This window comes from Methylotenera sp. (genome assembly GCF_036401095.1).
Taxonomy (GTDB): Bacteria; Pseudomonadota; Gammaproteobacteria; order Burkholderiales; family Methylophilaceae; genus Methylotenera.
In genome coordinates this window covers 96,457-116,774 of record NZ_DASWWA010000007.1, presented here as the reverse complement: position 1 = coordinate 116,774, position 20,318 = coordinate 96,457, and the positions used below count along the sequence as shown (strand labels likewise).

Annotated in this window: 19 protein-coding genes and 1 tRNA gene; 4 read left to right on the top strand and 16 right to left on the bottom strand. The window is 45.0% G+C overall.

The features are described from left to right. Window positions 1-41: 41 nt before the first annotated feature. The 7 genes from VGD82_RS06320 to tpiA all read right to left on the bottom strand — a co-directional run bounded on the left by VGD82_RS06320 (window position 42) and on the right by tpiA (window position 4,155). Complete coding sequence (locus VGD82_RS06320) at window positions 42-1,295, bottom strand: NADH-quinone oxidoreductase subunit D (protein WP_331019594.1); 1,254 nt, start codon at window positions 1,293-1,295, stop codon at window positions 42-44. Next, complete coding sequence (locus VGD82_RS06315) at window positions 1,288-1,884, bottom strand: NADH-quinone oxidoreductase subunit C (protein ID WP_331019593.1); 597 nt, start codon at window positions 1,882-1,884, stop codon at window positions 1,288-1,290. The genes VGD82_RS06320 and VGD82_RS06315 overlap by 8 nt, the downstream gene beginning before the upstream one ends. A 32-nt stretch (window positions 1,885-1,916) precedes the next feature. After that, a complete protein-coding gene (locus VGD82_RS06310) occupies window positions 1,917-2,393 on the bottom strand; it encodes a NuoB/complex I 20 kDa subunit family protein (protein ID WP_015832544.1) in 477 nt (158 codons plus the stop codon). A 7-nt stretch (window positions 2,394-2,400) separates the two neighbouring features. Then, window positions 2,401-2,757: an NADH-quinone oxidoreductase subunit A gene (locus VGD82_RS06305; RefSeq protein WP_331019592.1), complete on the bottom strand. Its 357-nt coding sequence runs from the start codon at window positions 2,755-2,757 to the stop codon at window positions 2,401-2,403. 127 nt (window positions 2,758-2,884) lie between these two features. Next, a tRNA-Leu gene (locus tag VGD82_RS06300) sits at window positions 2,885-2,969 on the bottom strand. Window positions 2,970-2,988: 19 nt separating this feature from the next. Continuing rightward, complete coding sequence (secG, locus tag VGD82_RS06295; RefSeq protein WP_331019591.1) at window positions 2,989-3,330, bottom strand: preprotein translocase subunit SecG; 342 nt, start codon at window positions 3,328-3,330, stop codon at window positions 2,989-2,991. Window positions 3,331-3,402: 72 nt separating this feature from the next. Then, on the bottom strand, window positions 3,403-4,155 hold the full coding sequence (gene tpiA / locus VGD82_RS06290; protein ID WP_331019590.1) for a triose-phosphate isomerase: 753 nt from the start codon (window positions 4,153-4,155) through the stop codon (window positions 3,403-3,405). Window positions 4,156-4,326: 171 nt separating this feature from the next. On the opposite strand from tpiA, the gene pagP reads away from it, so the two are divergent. After that, a complete protein-coding gene (pagP, locus tag VGD82_RS06285) occupies window positions 4,327-4,875 on the top strand; it encodes a lipid IV(A) palmitoyltransferase PagP (protein WP_331019589.1) in 549 nt (182 codons plus the stop codon). Window positions 4,876-4,958: 83 nt separating this feature from the next. Here the strand turns inward: pagP and VGD82_RS06280 are convergent, their stop codons facing one another. The 5 genes from VGD82_RS06280 to VGD82_RS06260 form a co-directional block, all read right to left on the bottom strand. Then, window positions 4,959-5,813: an NAD(P)H-hydrate dehydratase gene (locus tag VGD82_RS06280; protein WP_331019588.1), complete on the bottom strand. Its 855-nt coding sequence runs from the start codon at window positions 5,811-5,813 to the stop codon at window positions 4,959-4,961. Window positions 5,814-5,820: 7 nt separating this feature from the next. After that, window positions 5,821-7,521 (bottom strand): single-stranded-DNA-specific exonuclease RecJ, encoded by a 1,701-nt coding sequence (gene recJ / locus VGD82_RS06275; protein ID WP_331019587.1) that lies wholly within the window; start codon window positions 7,519-7,521, stop codon window positions 5,821-5,823. After that, window positions 7,518-8,552: a hypothetical protein gene (locus tag VGD82_RS06270; protein WP_331019586.1), complete on the bottom strand. Its 1,035-nt coding sequence runs from the start codon at window positions 8,550-8,552 to the stop codon at window positions 7,518-7,520. The genes recJ and VGD82_RS06270 overlap by 4 nt, the downstream gene beginning before the upstream one ends. Before the next feature lie 86 nt (window positions 8,553-8,638). Continuing rightward, complete coding sequence (locus VGD82_RS06265; RefSeq protein ID WP_331019585.1) at window positions 8,639-9,322, bottom strand: glycine zipper 2TM domain-containing protein; 684 nt, start codon at window positions 9,320-9,322, stop codon at window positions 8,639-8,641. Between the two features lie 171 nt (window positions 9,323-9,493). After that, complete coding sequence (locus VGD82_RS06260; protein WP_331019584.1) at window positions 9,494-10,723, bottom strand: DNA polymerase thumb domain-containing protein; 1,230 nt, start codon at window positions 10,721-10,723, stop codon at window positions 9,494-9,496. A 134-nt stretch (window positions 10,724-10,857) separates the two neighbouring features. On the opposite strand from VGD82_RS06260, the gene msrA reads away from it, so the two are divergent. Then, on the top strand, window positions 10,858-11,397 hold the full coding sequence (gene msrA, locus VGD82_RS06255; RefSeq protein ID WP_331019583.1) for a peptide-methionine (S)-S-oxide reductase MsrA: 540 nt from the start codon (window positions 10,858-10,860) through the stop codon (window positions 11,395-11,397). Between the two features lie 158 nt (window positions 11,398-11,555). On the opposite strand, the gene VGD82_RS06250 is transcribed toward msrA, so the two are convergent. The 3 genes from VGD82_RS06250 to htpG all read right to left on the bottom strand — a co-directional run bounded on the left by VGD82_RS06250 (window position 11,556) and on the right by htpG (window position 16,951). Beyond that, window positions 11,556-12,239 carry a DUF4197 domain-containing protein gene (locus VGD82_RS06250; RefSeq protein WP_331019582.1) on the bottom strand — a complete coding sequence of 228 codons (684 nt, stop codon included), beginning with the start codon at window positions 12,237-12,239 and terminating at the stop codon, window positions 11,556-11,558. 129 nt (window positions 12,240-12,368) lie between these two features. Continuing rightward, a complete protein-coding gene (locus VGD82_RS06245; protein WP_331019581.1) occupies window positions 12,369-14,888 on the bottom strand; it encodes a glycogen/starch/alpha-glucan phosphorylase in 2,520 nt (839 codons plus the stop codon). A 161-nt stretch (window positions 14,889-15,049) separates the two neighbouring features. After that, a complete protein-coding gene (gene htpG / locus VGD82_RS06240) occupies window positions 15,050-16,951 on the bottom strand; it encodes a molecular chaperone HtpG (protein WP_331019580.1) in 1,902 nt (633 codons plus the stop codon). Window positions 16,952-17,147: 196 nt separating this feature from the next. On the opposite strand from htpG, the gene VGD82_RS06235 reads away from it, so the two are divergent. Both VGD82_RS06235 and VGD82_RS06230 read left to right on the top strand, forming a co-directional pair. Beyond that, window positions 17,148-18,671, top strand: coding sequence for a Ppx/GppA phosphatase family protein (locus VGD82_RS06235; protein ID WP_331019579.1), 1,524 nt, complete (start codon window positions 17,148-17,150; stop codon window positions 18,669-18,671). Between the two features lie 77 nt (window positions 18,672-18,748). Then, window positions 18,749-19,243: a hypothetical protein gene (locus VGD82_RS06230; RefSeq protein WP_331019578.1), complete on the top strand. Its 495-nt coding sequence runs from the start codon at window positions 18,749-18,751 to the stop codon at window positions 19,241-19,243. Window positions 19,244-19,359: 116 nt separating this feature from the next. Here the strand turns inward: VGD82_RS06230 and VGD82_RS06225 are convergent, their stop codons facing one another. Beyond that, entirely contained in the window at window positions 19,360-20,307 is a 948-nt protein-coding gene (locus VGD82_RS06225) for a PA2778 family cysteine peptidase (protein WP_331019577.1), read from the bottom strand. Between the last annotated feature and the right edge of the window lie 11 nt (window positions 20,308-20,318).

Below are 20,318 nucleotides of genomic sequence, written 5' to 3'. Positions count from 1 at the left end.
CGAAAACACTAATAACAACGAAGAAGTATTACAGACTGCACTCATCGGTCAATTTCCCCGAAAACGATATCTTGGGTACCGATAATCGCAACCAAGTCGGCAATCATATGACCTTTGGTCATTTCATCCAATGCTGCCAAATGCGGGAACCCTGGTGCACGGATTTTCAAGCGGTATGGCTTATTGGCACCATCTGACACCATATAAATACCAAATTCGCCCTTAGGATGCTCAACCGCAGCATACGCTTCGCCGACTGGCACATGAAAGCCTTCAGTGAAAAGTTTAAAGTGGTGAATCAGGTCTTCCATGTTGGTTTTCATACCTTCACGGTTTGGAGGTGCTACTTTATTATCTGAAGTAATCACCGGGCCTGGATTTTTACGTAACCAATCCACACATTGCTTGATGATGCGGTTAGATTGCCTAAACTCTTCCATACGCACCAAGTAACGATCGTAACAATCGCCATTCACGCCTACTGGGATATCAAAATCTAAATTTGCATAGACTTCATAAGGCTGCTTCTTACGCAAATCCCACTCAATACCCGAGCCACGCAACATAGGGCCAGTCATACCAAGCGCTAACGCACGTTCTGGGCTTACCACACCGATACCAACGGTACGTTGCTTCCAGATACGATTATCGGTCAGCAATGTTTCATACTCATCGATATAAGTAGGGAAACGGTTGGTGAAATCTTCAATAAAATCTAAAAGTGAACCTTGGCGGTTCTCATTTTGCGCTTTAACTGTTTTAGCATTGCGCATGGATGACACTTGATATTGCGGCATTGAGTTCGGCAAGTCGCGATAAACGCCACCTGGACGATAGTAAGCAGCATGCATACGCGCACCAGAAACCGCCTCATACACATCAAACAAATCTTCACGCTCGCGGAACGCATACAAGAACACCGTCATTGCGCCCACATCCAGCGCATGTGCACCCAGCCACAGCAAATGGTTTAGCACACGGGTAATTTCATCGAACATCACACGAATATATTGTGCGCGCAACGGAACTTCCAACCCCAGCATTTTTTCAATCGCCATTACATATGCATGCTCATTGGACATCATGGACACATAATCCAACCTGTCCATATAGGGCACGCTTTGTAAGTAAGTACGATTTTCAGCTAACTTTTCAGTACCGCGATGTAACAAACCAATATGCGGGTCAGCACGTTGAATCACTTCACCGTCCAACTCCAGCACCAAGCGCAACACACCGTGCGCTGCCGGGTGCTGCGGACCAAAGTTCATGGTGTAATTTCTAATCTCAGCCACGGTGCGCTCCTTCGCTACGAATCACGCGCGGTACGTTATTGCGCAACTCAATAGAAACTGGCTGATAAATTACACGCTGCTGCTCAGGGTCATAACGCATCTCGACGTTACCTATCATAGGGAAATCTTTACGGAACGGGTGACCAACAAAACCGTAGTCAGTTAATAAACGACGCAGGTCCGGGTGGTTCTCAAACATAATGCCGTACAGGTCAAACGCTTCGCGCTCAAACCAATTGGCAACTGACCATACACCAACCAAGGTTGGCAATATTGGGAAATCTTCGTCTTTAGCAAACACACGCAGACGTAGACGGTGATTCAATGAAACAGAGAGGAAATGGCAAACTACAGCGTAACGCAAGCCATCATAACTGCCTTCACCGTACTCCTGATAATCTACACCGCACAAATCAATTAGCTGCTCAAACTTCAAAGCAGCATCATCACGCAACAACTGACAAACAGCGAGATAATCTTCGGCACTACACTCGATAGTAACTTCGCCCAGAGCTACAGTTTGCTTGGTAATTTTTTCACCAAGGACAGTCTGCAAATTGGCTAATAGTTGATCTAATTTAGCTGACATAATTTTGTTCTTAATTTAACAGACCCATTAATTTAACGAGCGATGGTGTTTGTACGTTTAATTTTATTTTGCAACTGGATAATGCCGTACAACAACGCTTCTGCCGTAGGCGGACAGCCTGGCACATAGACATCAACAGGAACAATACGATCACACCCGCGCACAACCGCATAAGAGTAATGGTAGTAACCACCACCGTTAGCACATGAACCCATGGAAATAACCCAACGTGGCTCAGCCATCTGGTCATACACTTTACGTAGAGCTGGTGCCATTTTATTGACTAAAGTCCCAGCCACAATCATTACATCAGATTGTCGTGGACTGGGACGGAATACGATACCAAAACGGTCAAGGTCGTAACGTGAGGCACCTGCGTGCATCATTTCAACAGCACAGCAGGCCAAACCAAAAGTCATAGGCCATAACGAACCGGTACGAGTATAGTTAATCACCGTATCCAGCGTAGTAGTGACAAATCCTTTTTCTAAAACACCTTCAAGACTCATGATTCAATCAATCCCATTCCAATGCGCCCTTCATCCACTCGTAGATGAAGCCAATCACAAGCACGCCTAAAAAAACCATCATAGCAAGGAAACCAAACAAGCCTATTTCCTGCAATACAACAGCCCACGGGAATAGAAATGCAATTTCCAAATCGAATAAAATAAATAGGATAGCAACAAGATAGTAGCGCACGTCAAATTTCATACGCGCGTCTTCGAAGGCTTCAAAGCCACATTCATACGGAGAGTTTTTTGCAGAGTCAGGTCTGCTAGGGGAGACTATTTTAGATAGGATTAGCGGGCCAACACCAACTGCCAAACCCACAAGAATGAACAACAATATTGGAAAATAATTTTCTAGCACTAACAAACCCCAGACTAAATTACTAAAGAATTTGCAACAATTAAAAGCAAAGCACTATTACCGCTAGAGCCAACCAACTTTAAGACTAGATTTCACTACTTTCAACCAAAAAATCAAAACTACTAAATGGTGCCGACGGAGAGACTCGAACTCTCACGACTTTCGTCACTACCCCCTCAAGATAGCGTGTCTACCAATTCCACCACGACGGCATATGCTTAAACTAAATGATTATTTTGGCACAGCCTCAGTACTGGTTGTTTCCGCTGTAGTAGTTGCTGCAGGCTTAGCAGCATCAACCGCTTGCGCTGATATTGCTTTAACCACGCTACCACTACTAGCTTTATGACTCGATAAGTAAGCCAAAGTTAAACTGGTAATAAAAAATACAAATACGAAACCCGCTGTTGCACGGCTCATAAAATTAGACGAACCAGACACACCAAACAAACTACCTGATGCGCCGCTACCAAAAGATGCACCCATGTCAGCGCCTTTACCATGCTGCAACAACACTAAGCCAATTACACCAGAAGCCGCCAACACATGAATTACTAATACTATATTTTCCATTTTTAACCTTATATACCACCGCAACACTCTGGCTACAACCCAATCAACTTACTGCTTTGACCGATACAAAACCTAAGAGGCTGCCTGGCAAATCCCTTCAAATTCTTGTGCGCTTAATGAACACCTGCCAATTAAGCCACCATCAATATCCTGCATATTGAATAATTGTACCGCATTTTGCGGATTTACGCTCCCCCCATAAAGGATTTTCAAGCTAGCTGCCGCCTCTTGGTGATGGCTTGCAATCCTTTGCCGAATAAACTCGTGCATACTCTGCGCTTGATCTGGCGTAGCTGCCAAACCCGTACCAATTGCCCAAATTGGCTCGTAAGAAACAACTGTATTCGCAAACACTTCCGCACCGTATAGATTAATAATGGTATCAATCTGCTTTGCAACTACCATTTCCATCACACCAGCCTCACGCTCGATCAGGGTTTCACCTACACAGAGTATAGGCACCAATCCGTGCGCTTTAGCCTGCATAAACTTAGCTGCAATATTCTCATCAGACTCACAATAAGCTGTTGCACGCTCTGAATGCCCAATAATGACATGAGTTGCGCCGAAGTCTTTCAACATGCTTGCACTTACTTCACCAGTAAAGGCACCTACTACGTCTTTACTTAGGTTTTGGGCACCCCATGCGATAGAGGTGTTTTGCAAAAGACTTTGCACTTGCGCAAGGTATGGGTATGGGACACAGACAATTACTTCAACATTTTTGAGTTTATTTAATCGATCAACATATGCTTGCAGAAGCTGCTGATTCGTGGCTAAGTTGCCATGCATTTTCCAATTGGCAACTACTATTTTTCTAGGCATGCTACCCCTAATTTTTCTTGAGTTTTTAAACTAAAAGTATATGGCTTGTGTACTTTAGGCAAACTAATTTGATGGCTACACAATCGCCATTCTTAGTTTGCGACGAGTTTGCAACATTGTAACTTAATTTTAGATGATGGGATTTAAGCAAGAATAATAGTATGATTAATCATGACTAAAAAAATTGCAGTTATCACACTACTCATCATTTCACCTTGTTTTCATGCATTTGCCGACACAACATCCGATGGATTTTGGGGCGATGTTAAAAATACTTTATCTGAAACATGGAACAGTAATGAATATGAACTGTATGCACCTGTCAGCACATGGCACAACCGCCAGTTCTATGATAAAGAAAAAATAGATGGCTACAATGAGCAGCCATGGGGCCTAGGGATTGGTAAATATAGATACGATGCTGACGGCGATTGGCATGGCATATACGGAATGGTGTTTGCAGACTCCCATAACGAGTTGGAGCCTGTAGCAGGATACGCTTTTCAGAAAATGTGGCATGCGAATAATGGTTTTCGTTTAGGGGCCGGCTACACGATAGGTGCAACGTTGCGCCAAGACTATCATTACCTGCCAATACCTGTGATTGCACCTGTTGCCTCTATTGAGTACAAACAATTTGCGGTGCAGTCCACCTACATTGTGGGCGGGCAAGGGAATGGCAATATTTTATTCACCTGGCTCAAATGGCAACTTAAATAATCTAGAACGCGCTTCTCTCACCACTCACTTCTGACGTAGTCAATATTTACAAACCAATCACGACAGGCTTGAATACCTTAAAATCAATATTGGCTTGATTGATTAATCACCCTGCGCACCGCAGTTAGCAGGTCTGATGCAGTTAAACCGAGCGGTCCTACTCCTTGTGCAACCAGATAATCCGCTGCTGCACCATGTACATAAACACCAAGTTTAGCTGCGGAAACTGGCTCTAAACCTTGCGCGATTAAGCTTGCGATTACGCCAGTTAACACATCACCAGTGCCACCTGTAGCCAGTGCAGAATTACCGGTGCTATTAATACAATAACTACCACCCTGTTCAGCAATCACAGTACCTGCACCTTTTAGCACACAAGTCACTTGTAGTGACTGCGCCAAGGCGACGGCTGACTCAATACGTTGCTTTTGAATATCTGCCGAACTAATAGCCATCAACCTAGCAGCCTCACCCACGTGAGGAGTTACCACTACTGGGCCACGTCTATTCTTCAACAGCTCAGCTAGCTGCTGATGTTGAGCAATTAAATTCAGCGCATCTGCATCCAACACCAGCGGGCATGTTTGCGTAAGCCAAAAAGTCAGCTCTGTTATGGCTGCATCTGACCGACCTAGACCTGGGCCAATCGCTACTACATCTAATTGCGCCAATGACGCAAGCGCATCAGGCCTACGCATCATGATTTCCGGGTGCAGAAAATCTACCGAAGGCGCGGTATCACAAAGCATAGCGGCATAAATCCTGCCAGCACCAGACAACAACGCAGCCCTTGCCACCAACAATGCGGCGCCGACCATGCCACTATCACCGCCAATAACCGCAACACTGCCGGAGGTGCCTTTATGCGCATCAACTGCACGGACTGGCAACATGGATTGCAGCATTTGCTTAGTAAGTAAGTGTTGGTCTGTTTGCATAGCGTGATTAAACGTTCACATGCCTGATATTTAATTGTACTTTTTGCGCACCGTTATAGCTATTAGTTTGCAATTGATAGGCAGCTTGAATCTGAGTATCTAAAAACTCGGTTTGATTAAAGAAAATTGCATCAATCACCGCCGCCGATGCGCTGGATAGCGCCTTCAAACTTAGTTTTAAGTGCTTCTCTGCCAAGATACGCTGATTAACCACCTCAAACTCATCATAGAACAATGGTGGCGGAAAACCCTGCCCCCATACTTGATTCTCTAGCGTTTGTGCGATGGCGTAAGTCATATCGCTCGCGCTTAAGCTACCGTCAACCTCTAGCACAGCCTCTAAATCCGCAGCGGTAAGCAGACTTCTGACTACCGCTTCAAAGCTAGATTTAAATAGATTGAAATCTTCAGCCTTGATAGTCAGGCCGGCTGCCATGGCGTGACCGCCAAACTTTAATATTAAATCTGGCAGATGCTTGCTTAGCAAATCTAAAGCATCACGTAGATGCAAGCCGGCAATTGAACGCCCAGACCCTTTCAGCAAACCAGAGCCGCCATCAGCAAACGCAATCACTGGACGATGGTGCCGCTCTTTAATACGGGAGGCTAAAATTCCAATCACGCCTTGATGCCAGTCCGGCTCGTAAATACTGATCGAGTATTGATCTTCAATCGCGATATCATCGAGCGAGATATTGGCGCTCTCTTGCATATCCGCCTCTATACTGCGCCTTTGTTTGTTTAGATCATGTAGCTGCTGAGCGAGAATGACTGCTTCTTTTTCAGTGTCTGCCAGCAGGCATTGAATGCCCAATGTCATATCATCTAATCGACCCGCTGCATTCAAACGCGGCCCCACATAAAAACCTAAATCTTGCGCCATGGCTTTTGCCGGCTCACGCCCGGCAATTCTAAGTAAAGCGGCAACTCCATGGCTACATGCCCCAGCGCGGATTCTGCGTAAGCCTTGCTCTACCAAGATACGGTTATTTTCATCCAGCTTCACCAAGTCTGCAACGGTACCTAAGGCGACTAAATCCAGCAGTTCAGTTAAGTTTGGTTCAGCACTAGATTGGTAAGTACCCTGTTCACGCAGCTCTGCCCGCAGGCCTAGCAAGCAGTAGAACATGACCCCGACACCCGCAAGATTTTTGCTTGGAAAAGTGCATCCATGCTGATTAGGGTTAACGATGCAGGCAGCTTCTGGCGTTTGTGAGCCAGGCAAATGGTGGTCTGTAATCAGCACTTGCATGCCCATTGCATTAGCAACCGCTACGCCATCTACGCTGGCGATACCGTTATCTACCGTGACGATCACGTCTGGCGTTTGCGCTGCGGCAAGCTTGACGATTTCAGGGGTGAGGCCGTAGCCATACTCAAACCGATTTGGCACCAAAAAATCCACATTGGCTCCAAATAAACGCAAGCCTTTTACCGCAACAGCGGTAGCTGTGGCACCATCTGCATCATAATCGCCAACCACTAACAATTTTTTATTGGCCTTAATAGCCTCTGCCAACAACTTTGCCATTGCCTGATTATGCGTAAGCTGCTGCGGTGGTAGCAATGCACTCAATTGAATACTGGTTTGCGCAATATCAGACACTCCGCGTGCAGATAGCAAACGCGACATCAGTGGCGAGATGCCTGATGATTGAAGGCTCTGCACTATTGCCGCAGGCGCATTACGTTGTGCGATAGAGGTCATACCAAATAGGCACTCATAGGTTTAGTTGACCGCCAAAATTTATAGAGATCAAGCGGCTTAATTGTCGCTACCAAGGTTTTTTCATAACAAGCTAAATTTACTACTAATTGCGTGATGCTACGCTTTTTTAACCCGTTTAATAATGCCTGAAAACTGTCTTCAGCCAAAAGTAAATCCTGCGCTAACTGCATACGTACGTGCGTATGCCCTGCCATCTGCGAAATAACACTTTGTAATGATGCTGATATGTTGTGATGCATCAAGCCAGAGTGTTTAGCCAAGCCTTTATATAAAGCAGTGTTTCCAACCATGCAATCAATATCGCTATCAGGCTTAACAGCTAACGGCGCAGGCATCACACCACCACCCGATAGCCAAATACTATTCACCGCAACACCACCTGCGCCTTCACGCTCAGCATTAGCAGCATGTGCATGCAATAGCATCTGCACTTCATTCAAGTACGCCACCCATTGGCTTGCTGCACTGCCCTGTGGCATAAAGTGGGCAATATTTTTACCCATCGCCATTGCTGGCAGTGCAGTTTTAATTTGTGGCGGCTGCGCTAAAGATACGTACCATGCTCCAGACTCACCCAAACAAAACTTTAAACCATCTTCTTGTGCAAAGTGCGCATTAAAACTGGCAATCATCGCTTGCGCATGCGCTCGAGATACTGATAATGGACAAGGCTCACTTAAGCTAAAACTGTCACGCTGCAACACCAAATGCACAGGGTCAGCACGTAACCAGTAGTCTGCACCCACACTCACCCCATCCTCTGCTGCGGTAATAGCTGCAATGGAGTAGTCTGGCATAGGCGCTAGGCCGCTTTGCGCGCAGACCAAAGCTTCCAGCGGCATAGCCTCTTCACGGATAGTGGCTTTAGAGAGCAAATACGCCAGCACACTAGTTGCTGGCTTGGCAAAGAGCTGCCCAGTCGATACACAGTCTACAGTAAGCTTCACTAAGTTATTTTCAATTGATAGGTAAGTACCAATTTTACTTGCAACTAGCCAGCTATGGGACACATGACGTAAAAAAACCTAGTAGCATTAACTGCTACTAGGCTGATTCAAAACTCAATCACATGGATCACACAATGCATCATTGGCGCTTAGTAATAACGACGGTCATCCCCATCATAGCGGTCGTAACGCTCCTGATCTTTCCAATCGTGCTTTTTATGACCACGATGACCTCGCCATTGGTCATTACCACGGTAACCCGGCTCAATATAGCTGACTTGTGATGTTGTATAACGGTTTGGTGCCACCATCACATTTACATCCACATAACGCCCAGGATGCTCAGCAGTCACTGTATTGTATGTTCTACCGTTGTACTCATAAGTAACAAAATAACCTGTATTCACAGTCTGCCAGCGGTCTACTTGATAACATACATCTACAGGCACATTACGTGTCACCACTTCGTTAGGGCGATTATTTGCGACACGATCACCCGCAATAGCACCAACACCTGCACCTACTGCGGCAGCAGCAATACGGCCGCTACCTCTACCTACGGTATTACCCAACAAACCACCAGCAATACCGCCGATGATGGCACCTGTCATAGAGCGATTACCTTGAGAGTAGCTCTGTTGCTGATACTCGGTACGGCACTCTTGCTGTGGGGTATTGATACGCTCAGTTTGCGGTGTGACTGAAATCACACGGGCAGTATCAACATATTGATCACTGGCCAACGCTGGCGTTGCAAACACTGCTGCGATTAATGCAGGCACAGCCATCGCCACGCGCGTGCTATTAACAACGTTCAACTTAAAATTACGCATTTTACTTCTCCTCTATTTCTAGAATTTATTAAGCCACTGAATCAGGCCAATTAGTAGTGGCCATGCTCAGTTAACGCGATTGATTTAAATTGGCTTACCAGCAATTGTTAATAATTTGTAACTAATGATTTTACGTAGATAGGTTTGTAGATAGATTTTAAGCGAATGAAATCAGTCATCACTCTCTACATCCATATCTGGAATATGATTAAACGCGATACGCATCGGCGCATCTTTGAGCGCCTCATGCGCGCCGCCAAAGTAAATCGTGTTTTTGCCAAACTTTGAATTAAGGCTATCAATAGCCTGATTTAACTTCTTTTCATTCTCCAGCGGAGCAACCTGAAACAAATCACGCGCCACTTCATCAGCCGTGACCAGCCCTGAGAAAGACACACCAACCGCATAAGGCTCAGCATTAGTTTTGGGGTATTGCTGCATAAAAGTTTCTAGAGCTTCAATCAGGCGCAAAGTGTTATCAGTTGGTGAGATTGCACTCTCCTGCTGCCAACTTGGCTTATTTCTAAACTTCACCTTAACGCTGATTCTTGAAGCAAGTAAATCGTAACTGCGCATACGCATACAAGCTTTTTGCAATAACCTGTGCAACACGGCCCTTACGCCTGCTTCATTGCGCTGTTCAGGCGGCATCACATGTGAATGACCTAAACTACTGCGCGCATTTTTAACGTAATAAGGCTCTATCCCGCGCAACTTATCATACATGCGCTCACCTTCTACGCTACCCCATGCCACCTGCAACTGCTGACGGTTTGCTGCATACAACTGGGCTACGGTATTAATTTTGTAGCGGTTTAAACGTGCCTCCATTTGCTTGCCAATACCATTTAAGTCACCCAACTCTAAACCAAACAAACGTTGCGGCAACTCATGCGGCTCGATCAGCACGCAGCCATCAGGCTTTTGCATATTAGAGGCTACTTTTGCCAAAAAAGTATTAGGGGCGATGCCGATAGAGCAACGGATAAAATCTCCAGCTCTCTGCACCAAGGATGATTTAATCTTACTCGCTAATTTAAGCGCATTTTCTGGCTGTTGCTGGCTGCCGGTAAGCTTGCAAACCATTTCATCAATAGAAAGCACCTTCCCCACATGCGTACAGCTTTCTACAATATCAATTAAAAAATGGTGATACTCCACATAAACAGGCGGCCTCGCCTCTACAAAAATGATATCTGGGCAAAGCTTGCGTGCCTCACTGACCAGCGTACCTGTTTTAATACCAAACGCTTTTGCTTCATAGCTAGCAGCAATACAGCAAGTGGTTTCTGCCATCACCGCTAGCACGCCGATAGGCTTACCTCTCAACTCAGGCACCAGTTGCTGCTCAACTGAAGCAAAGTAAGAATTAAAATCTACATATAAAGCGTTTAACTGCATGGATAATGGCGATTAGAAATATTTAGAAAAAATGAATGTTTAGTCCGATGTTATGACTAACAATACAGCAGATAATTAGCGCCAAGCATAAAATACAGCTTAAACACCCAAAGCATTATTATAAGGATTACATCATGAGTCAGGAACAAATTGCAGTATTTGCCGGCGGTTGCTTTTGGTGCACCGAGCCGGTGTTCAGTCAGTTGAACGGGGTAAAAAAAGTTGTATCTGGCTACATAGGCGGACACACTACCGACCCAACCTACAAGCAGATTTGCAATGGCGATACCGGCCACGCAGAGGCGATTCAGATCACTTACGATGCAGATTTAATCAGTTTTGAAACGCTGCTGGAAATATTTTTTGTATCGCACGACCCCACCACACCCAACCGCCAAGGCAATGATGTTGGTACGCAGTATCGCTCTGCCGTATTTTGCCAAAATGAAACACAGCGCACAGCTACTACAAAAATGATTACCGAACTAAATCAGCAACATATTTGGCCCAACCCGATTGTGACGGAAGTAAATGCTGCTGCAGTGTTTTACCCCGCTGAAGATTACCACCAATACTACTTTGACAAAAACCCCAACCAGCCTTACTGCATGGCAGTAGCTGCGCCTAAAGCTGCGAAGATTCGGGCAAAATATGCACAGCTGATTAAAAATTAAGCACGATTTGAAGTAAAAAAAGCAAACATAGCGCTAATATTTGAAGCGCTATGTTTGCTTTAATGACGGACCACACTAACCTGCGGGTATAACTAAAATGTAGCACTGTATGGCTGTGATCGAGGGCAGCTTACTTTAAGCTCACCTTGACACTAAAGCTACTGCACCATCGTGCCGAATACTTTTTTCAGCAAACTGCTTGCTTGGCCGACTGGGTCTTTACGGATAGCAGCTTCTTCTTTCGCCATCATCAAATAAACACCATCCAGCGTTTTTTGGGTGACATACTGCTCTAGGTTAGCTTGCTCTTTTTTGACAACACCGTACTTGCTACCCATCTCTGCAAACTTATTGTATTGCTGAGCAAGTTGCACGTTCTCTGTGGCTTTTTTCACGATTGGTAAAAACTTCTCGGCCATAGGTGTTGAGGTGGTTTTTTTGAAATATTGTGTTGCGGCATCATCACCGCCAGTCAATATAGCTTTGGCATCCGCAACACTCATTTTTTTAACGGAATCAACTAACAAGGCTTTAGCTTCAGGTACAGCTGCTTCTGCTGCGCGATTCATTTTAAGCACCAACTCGTCAGCCTGCTTACCCATGCCAAACATACGCATGGCTTTTTCAGCTTTTTGCATCGTTTCTGGCAGTGGTATCTTCACTTCCTTATTACCAAAGAAGCCATCCGTCGCACTTAGTTGGCCTACAGCTTTACCCGCAGCCTGAATCAGCGCCTCTTTTAGTCCACCGCTTGCTTCTGCATTGCTAAGGTCGCTCACGCTTAGAGCGTTGGCATGCGTTGCGAATAATATAAAACTTAAAACTGCCACTAGGTAGCGCATAGACTTCTCCATTCATTATCCGCAATTGGGATTAAAAATTAACCATAGCATTCTAACTGCATAGTATGACAATTAATTGATGTTAACAATACAACGCAATGGATGGCTATGCGCTAGCCTGTCAGTAATTTATTTTTTGGCTTTAGCTTTAGGTTGCGGGCTAACATGCCAGATTTCTCTCGCATAATCACCAATTGCACGATCACTTGAAAACTTAGCCATATTCGCTACGTTTAAGATCGCCATACGCGCCCAGTCATCTGGCTTTTGATATAGCTTACCAACGCGCTCCTGTGCCTCGATATAGCTAGCATAGTCTGCTAATAACAAGTATTGATCGTTATTTAGCAAATTATCCACAATCACTTTATAACGGCCCGGCTCATCAATAGAGAAATAGCCATCTGCAATCATGTCTAGCACGTGTTTAAGCTCTGGATTGCTATTGTAATAATCACGCGGTTGGTACCCACTCGCTTTTAATTCAGCCACTTGTGGTGTGGTTAAACCAAAGATGAAGATGTTTTCATCGCCAACTTCTTCTTTAATTTCCACGTTAGCACCATCTAAGGTACCGATAGTGAGTGCGCCATTCAAGGCCATTTTCATATTGCCAGTGCCGCTCGCCTCTGTGCCTGCGGTGGAAATCTGCTCAGAAAGGTCACTACCTGGGAATAAAATTTCAGCGGCTGAAACTTCGTAATTTGGGTAGAACACGACCTTCAACTTGTCACCTACAGCAATATCTTCATTCACAATGGCGGCAACATCATTAATCAATCGAATAATATGTTTTGCCATCCAGTAACCAGGCGCAGCTTTACCGCCAAAAATAATGGTACGCGGCGTAATATCTTTATCACCACGGCGAATACGGTTATACAAAGTAATCACGTGCAACACATTCAGCAGTTGGCGTTTGTATTCATGAATACGCTTGATTTGCACATCAAACAAGCTATTCACATTTAACTTAACACCTGTTTTTGCTTCAATTTTTGCAGCTAGCCTTTGCTTGTTGGCAAGCTTCACTTGCGCAAATGCTTTTCTAAAATCCGGATCATCAGCCAGTGGCGTGATTTTTTTAATTTGGGTCAGATCTTTCTTAAAATTAGGGCCAATCGCCGCCTCTATTAAGGCAGTTAACCCTGGATTGGCCTGATTTAACCAGCGACGTGGGGTAATACCATTCGTCACATTCGTCATTTTCCCTGGAAAAATGCGGTCAAAATCAGCAAACAGAGTGCTCTTTAACAACTCACTATGCAGTGCAGCTACGCCGTTTACGGTATGACTGCCAACCACAGCCAAATGTGCCATGCGTACGCGGCGACCGTGATCCTCATCAATAATTGATACGCGTCTTAACAACTCAGCATCGCCAGGGAAGTGATGGTTGACCATGTGCAAGAACTCATGGTTGATTTGATAGATAATTTCCAAATGGCGTGGTAACAAGCGTCCAAATAAATCCACAGTCCAGGTCTCTAGCGCCTCTGGCATTAAAGTATGGTTGGTGTAAGCAAAAATTTTAACCACCAACTCCCAAGCAAAAGCCCACGGTAATTGGTATACATCCACCAGTTGATACATCATTTCCGCTACACCTACAGATGGGTGTGTATCATTGAGTTGTATCGCTATTTTTTCTGGCAGAATTTTCCAGTCATCTTGTGTTTTTATGTCATGCGTACTTAAAAAGCGACGCAAAATATCTTGAATAGAAGCAGAAACAAAGAAATATTGCTGTTTTAAGCGCAGTTCTTTACCCAGCACGGAGGTGTCATTAGGGTAAAGTACTTTTGAAATATTCTCGGTCGCATTACGCTCTTCTACTGCTTTTTCGTAATTACCATCATTAAAGTGTCTTAAATCAAACTCACGCGCAGCTTTAGCTGACCATAAACGCAAATTGTTGACGGTATTCGTACCATAGCCTGGCACCGGCACATCATAAGCCATGGCAATCACATGCTCAGCATCTACCCAATGCTGGATCTCTTCACCCTGATCGTTAGGATACTTAACCACATGCCCGTGAAACTTGATGTTGTAAGTAGCTTCAGGACGTTGGAACTCCCAAATATTGCCATAACGCAGCCAATTATCTGGGTTCTCTACCTGCTGGCCATTTTCAATGGATTGCCTAAACATGCCGTATTCGTAACGAATGCCATATCCGGCTGCCGGAATATCCATGGTCGCCATGGAGTCAAGAAAACACGCCGCCAAACGACCTAAACCACCGTTACCTAGCGCGGCATCTGTCTCAAACTCTACTGCATTCTCCAAATCACGGCCTAATGCAGCCATCCCGTCTTTAAGTTCTTCATTAATGCCCAAATTTAGTGCGGCATTACTCAGCATGCGCCCAATCAAAAATTCTAATGACAAATAGTAAACGCGCTTTGGATCATCGCGATAATAGGACTCCGCCGTCTGCACCCAGCGTTCTACAACATGATCACGCACGCTGTAACTGGCGGCGTCATACCAGTCACGTGGCGTTGCAGCCTCACTGGTCTTGAAGCTAGAGAATATCAAATGATTTTTCAAAGCCTGCTGAATTGGCCCGAGTTTAGGGATTGCAATCGACTTAGCTTTGACTGTTTTCTTAGGTTTAGCTTTAGTTTCGGCTGGAGTTTTCATTTTAGATAATCTTAAATTATTGAATGGTATTGTTATTTTAGCAAAAATTGAGCCAGCTTTATGACCGTTGTTTGAAAGTTGCATGGTGCGTAGTAGTTTCGAACTGAAATAAAAAAACCGCCAAGCTCACGCAGGGCGGTTTTCAATTTAACAACAACAAGTTAGCTAATTAAACTATTCATACGTTTCACAAAACTAGCAGGATCTTCCAAAGTACCACCTTCAGCCAACAGTGCTTGATCAAACAGCACATGTGTTAAATCTGCAAATACCGCCTCTGCAGATTCGGCTTCCAGACGTTTTACCAATTTGTGACTAGGGTTAATTTCTAAAATTGGCTTACTTTCTGGTGCATTTTGACCTGCCGCCTTTAAAATACGTGCTAAGTTGCCGGACAAATCTTGCACATCACTCACCAAGCATGCAGGAGAATCCGTTAAGCGGTGGGTCACGCGTACGTCTTTTACCTGGCTACCCAATGTTTGCTTAATTTTTTCAACTAAGGTTTTTGATTCCTCTTCAATTTTCTTTTGAATCTCTTTTTCAGTTTCAGATTCAAGCTTGCCTAAATCCAAATCACCCTTAGCGATTGATTGCAGTTTTTTACCTTCAAACTCGGTCAAACTGCCCAATAGCCATTCATCCACGCGGTCACTCATCAGCAACACTTCAATGCCTTTTTTGCGGAAAATCTCTAAATGCGGGCTGTGTTGCGCGGCAGCAAAGCTATCGGCAGTAATGTAATAAATCACATCTTGCTCAGCTTGCATGCGTGAAATGTAGTCTTTAAACGACACATCTTGCACGTCAGTATCCGCCTTGGTTGACGCAAAGCGTAATAAGCCTGCGATCTTCTCTTTATTCGCAAAGTCTTCGCCCGGACCTTCTTTAAGTACACGGCCGAACTCTTGATAGAACTTAGCGTAGTCTTCAGGCTTGTTTTCAGCCATGTCTTCTAACAGGCCAAGTACTTTCTTCACTGAGCCAGCTTTAATCGCGTCCACATCGCGGCTAGATTGCAAGATTTCACGAGATACATTCAACGGTAAATCTGATGTATCAATCACGCCACGAACAAAGCGCAGGTATTGCGGCATCAATTTTTCTGCGTCTTCCATGATAAACACACGCTTAACGTACAGCTTAATGCCATGGCGACGGTCACGATCATACAAGTCGAACGGTGCTTTGCTTGGCACGTATAGCAAAGAAATATACTCTTGCTTACCCTCTACACGGCTATGTGTGTAAGCTAGTGGGTTCTCAAAATCATGCGACACATGTTTATAAAACTCTTGGTACTCTTCTTCTGTAATATCGTTTTTGCTACGTGCCCATAGTGCTGAGGCTTTGTTGACAGTCTCATCTTCATCTGTCGCCACTTCCGCGCCATCTTTCCACTCGGACTTTTTCATCACAATCGGCAGGGTGATATGGTCTGAATATTTGCGGATAATGGTTTTAAGTTTCCAATCACTTAAGAACTCGTCTTCGCCTTCACGCAAATGTAAGGTAATTTCAGTACCGCGGCTGGTTTTATCCGCTGTTTCAATCGTAAAGTCACCCTCACCAGCTGACTCCCAGCGCACAGCTTCGGCCGCACCGGCACGACGCGTAGTTAGGGTAACTTTGTCTGCAATGATAAATGCCGAGTAAAACCCCACACCAAACTGACCGATTAAATTTGCATCTTTCGCTTGGTCGCCTGTTAAAGCGTTAAAAAACTCTTTGGTACCTGATTTAGCAATGGTACCAATGTTTGAAATCACTTCGTCACGACTCATACCGATGCCGTTATCGGCAATGGTAAGGGTGCGTGCTTCTTTATCAAAAGCGATACGGATTTTTAACTCGCTGTCATTTTCGTACAGCGCACCATTTGCCAACGCTTCAAAACGTAATTTATCTGCCGCATCTGATGCATTTGAAATCAGCTCGCGCAACACAATTTCTTTGTTGCTGTATAGAGAGTGAATCATCAACTGCAAGAGTTGTTTCACCTCAGCCTGAAAGGCCATTGATTCTTTTGGATGAATTTCTTGTTGTGCTGTCGCAGTGGACATAAATTAAGCTCCTAATGTTAAGAATAAAACAATAGTAGCTATGTGGGGATTAGCAGCAGATTTTCAAGCGACCAGCGTAATGACTTGATTAAATTATTATTCAAAACAACCAATGTCATGAAACTTTCAAACTATAATCACAAAATAAACAGTATTATTGTTTCACATATCACTCGCACAAAAAACTGCATCATTTATGAATAATCAATCAAGTAACTCCCCTGCAGATAAAGCATTGCTTGCGGCAATTGACCTTGGCTCCAATAGCTTCAGGCTGGAAATTGGCCGACTGGATAGTGGTCATATTGAGCGTGTAGAGTACATTAAGGAAGCGGTGAGACAAGGCGGCGACCTAGACGAGGAGCGCAACCTAACTGCCGAAGCGATAGAGCGTGGCGTTCGTTGCTTATCAAGGTTTGGTGAGCGCTTACAAGGTTTTGACGCAACGCACGTACGTGCCGTTGCAACCCAGACATTACGCGAAGCTAACAACCGTGACCACTTTCTAAAGCTCGCAAAAAAGGCGCTAGGCTTTGAAGTTGAGGTGATTTCTGGCGTGGAAGAAGCTCGTCTGATCTACCAAGGAGTAAGCCGCTTTTTACCGCAATCCAATGAAAAAAGATTAGTCATCGACATCGGTGGGCGCTCTACCGAATTCATTCTTGGCTGCGGCTTTGAATCTACCCAAACTGCATCATTACACGTGGGCTCTGTCGCGTGGGCACTCAAGCATTTTGCCAACGGCGAGTTTACTGAAAAAGCATTTACACGCGCTGAAATTTCGGCAGAATCTATCTTTGAAACCCTGGGCAATCATTTTAACGACACGCACTGGGATGTTGCTTATGGCGCTTCCGGTACGGTAGGTGCAGTGGCAGACGTACTAGCGCAATACGGCAAGCCTGCTGACGCTGTCAGCAAAGAAAGTTTGTATTGGCTGAAAGAAGAGCTGCTCAAAGCAAGGTACGTAGATAAGCTACGCTTAAACGGCTTAAAAGAAGACCGCAAACCAGTGATTGCCGGCGGCCTTTCTGTGCTGATTGCAGTCTTTGAGTTTCTCAACATCGACACCTTAAACGTAGCAAAAGGCGCATTACGGCATGGCCTGCTGTATGACATGCTGGCGCGTGAAAACGATATGTTGGACCTTCGCAATACATCGATTCAGCGTTTAGCGCGCAAATTTGACGTAGACGAAACCCATGCCAACACGGTTGCAGAAGTGGCAGAGAAGTTATTTGAAAAAATCAGCGATAGCACTACATTTGCAGATGGCGAATACTTTAAGCACGCACGTAAATTGCGCTGGGCGGCGCAGCTGCACGAAATTGGCGGCATCATCTCCCCGGTAGATGCGCACTTGCACGGCGCTTACATCCTAGACCACACCGAGCCAGTTGGCTTCTCACAAAGTGAACTGCACTGTTTAAGCTTGATTATTTTAGGGCATCGCGGCAAGTTAAAACGATTAGAGGCTGATTTCTCTGATCGCGTATTCGTCATGCAGTTAATTTGCATGCGGTTGGCTGTCATCTTATGCCATGCGCGACAAATGCCCAATTTACGCGGCATGCAGCTAGCCTTAAATAACAATAGCTTTAAACTCTCACTACCAAAATCATGGGCAAGTAAGTATCCACAATCGCACTACCTGCTAGATGAAGAAACACTGGCATGGCAGAAAATCAACTGGCATTTTGAACTAGTAAATACGATATAAAACTGTCACAAAAAATTCATTTGCGTTCCAAAATAAACGGTATAAACTGTTTATATCGTTTATTTTGGAGTGCAACCATGTCAAAAATCAATTCAATTCAGGCTGAAGCGTTAAAATCTACACCTGAAAACGCAACCAGCACAGAAACAAAAAAACCTGCTACCAAAGCAGCACCAGCCAGCAAAGCTGCTGTAAAACAGGCACCAGCAAAAACAGTAGCAGGTAAACCTGTTACTGCAAAAACAACAGTCACGAAACCAGTAGCTAAAGCTGCTGTAAAAACCAGTGTAGCCAGCGCCAAAAAGGCTGAAAAAGCCCCTGAAAAAACCAAAGTTTTAAAAGAAAAAACGCCAAAACTAAAAATGGAACGCGATAGCTTCACCATGCCAAAAACTGAGTACGCGCAATTTGCGGTACTTAAGGAACGCCTCACTAAGTTAGGTCAACCAGCTAAAAAGAGTGAGCTACTACGCGCAGGGATTATGCAGTTAAGCGCAATGACCGATGCCGCATTAAAAGCGGCGATGAGCAAAGTGCCGGCCATTAAAACTGGCAGACCAAAAAAGAAATAAGCTCAGATTATCTTAAATAATCTTCGCGTTATAGCTGGTAAGAATAAACCACTAGCTATGACGCGATGCGCCAACTAGATCAATGATATTTGCCATACAAAAACCACACCAACTAGCTAGTGTGGTTTTTTAGTTTTATAAGCGTTAACTTCTTCTACGGTTTTAATCACTTCAGCGCGTAGAACTGGGTCTGATTGTGCCAACTGCAAAGCTTTTTCAGCCGCCGCTTTTGCCGCCACTGCATCCCCCTCAAGCAATAACACGTTTGCCAAATTGTTATATGCTGCCGCGGAGTCGGGATAGGCAATCGTCGCATTACGGAAAGCAGTGATCGCATGCGAGAAATGGCCTAACGCATAAGCACTGTTCCCTAAGCCTATAAGCAATACCAAATGATTAGGCCAGCGCTTTGCGGCCACATCATATGCCAAGTAGACATCGGTCTTATTTGCATTATTCTCAAAAGCCACGATAGCTTTAGCAACCGCATCAGGGTCATCAGCCTTAGGTAAGCTACCTGGCTTTAGTGCCACAAACGCCCAATAACCACTACGTGCCCAAGTGCGCTGAAATGCACTCAAGCTCATTTCAAAGCGTTCATAAGTGCCTGAGCGCAGCCAAACAAGCTCGCGGTCAAGGCTGTATCCAACGACTACGGCATAATGCCAAGATGGCACCCAAGACAAGCCTAGGTTCTGCATCACTACCACCACATTACCGGCTGCAACCTCTGCTAACACTGCATCAAGTTTAGGCGCCAGCTTTACCGACAGCGCTCCGTGCCTGCGTGCAGCAGCCAGCATTTCAATCTGCAAACTACCTTGTCGAGCCGGAATGTAAACCTCTGGCACTAATTGATCCGGCGTCACGTGGATATCTACGGCATTGAGTGCGGTTGCTAATGCTGCTGGCCCACAGTGATATTGTGATTGCGGAAAGAAAGGGGTCTGGGTCAGCTCATGCTGCCTTGGAAGTGATGGGTTTTGTACTGCCTCACGGACACCTGTTGCGGCACAGGCATTGAGGAGTAAACAAAAAGCCAGCATGACTAACTTACGAAACATGCTGGCTTCTC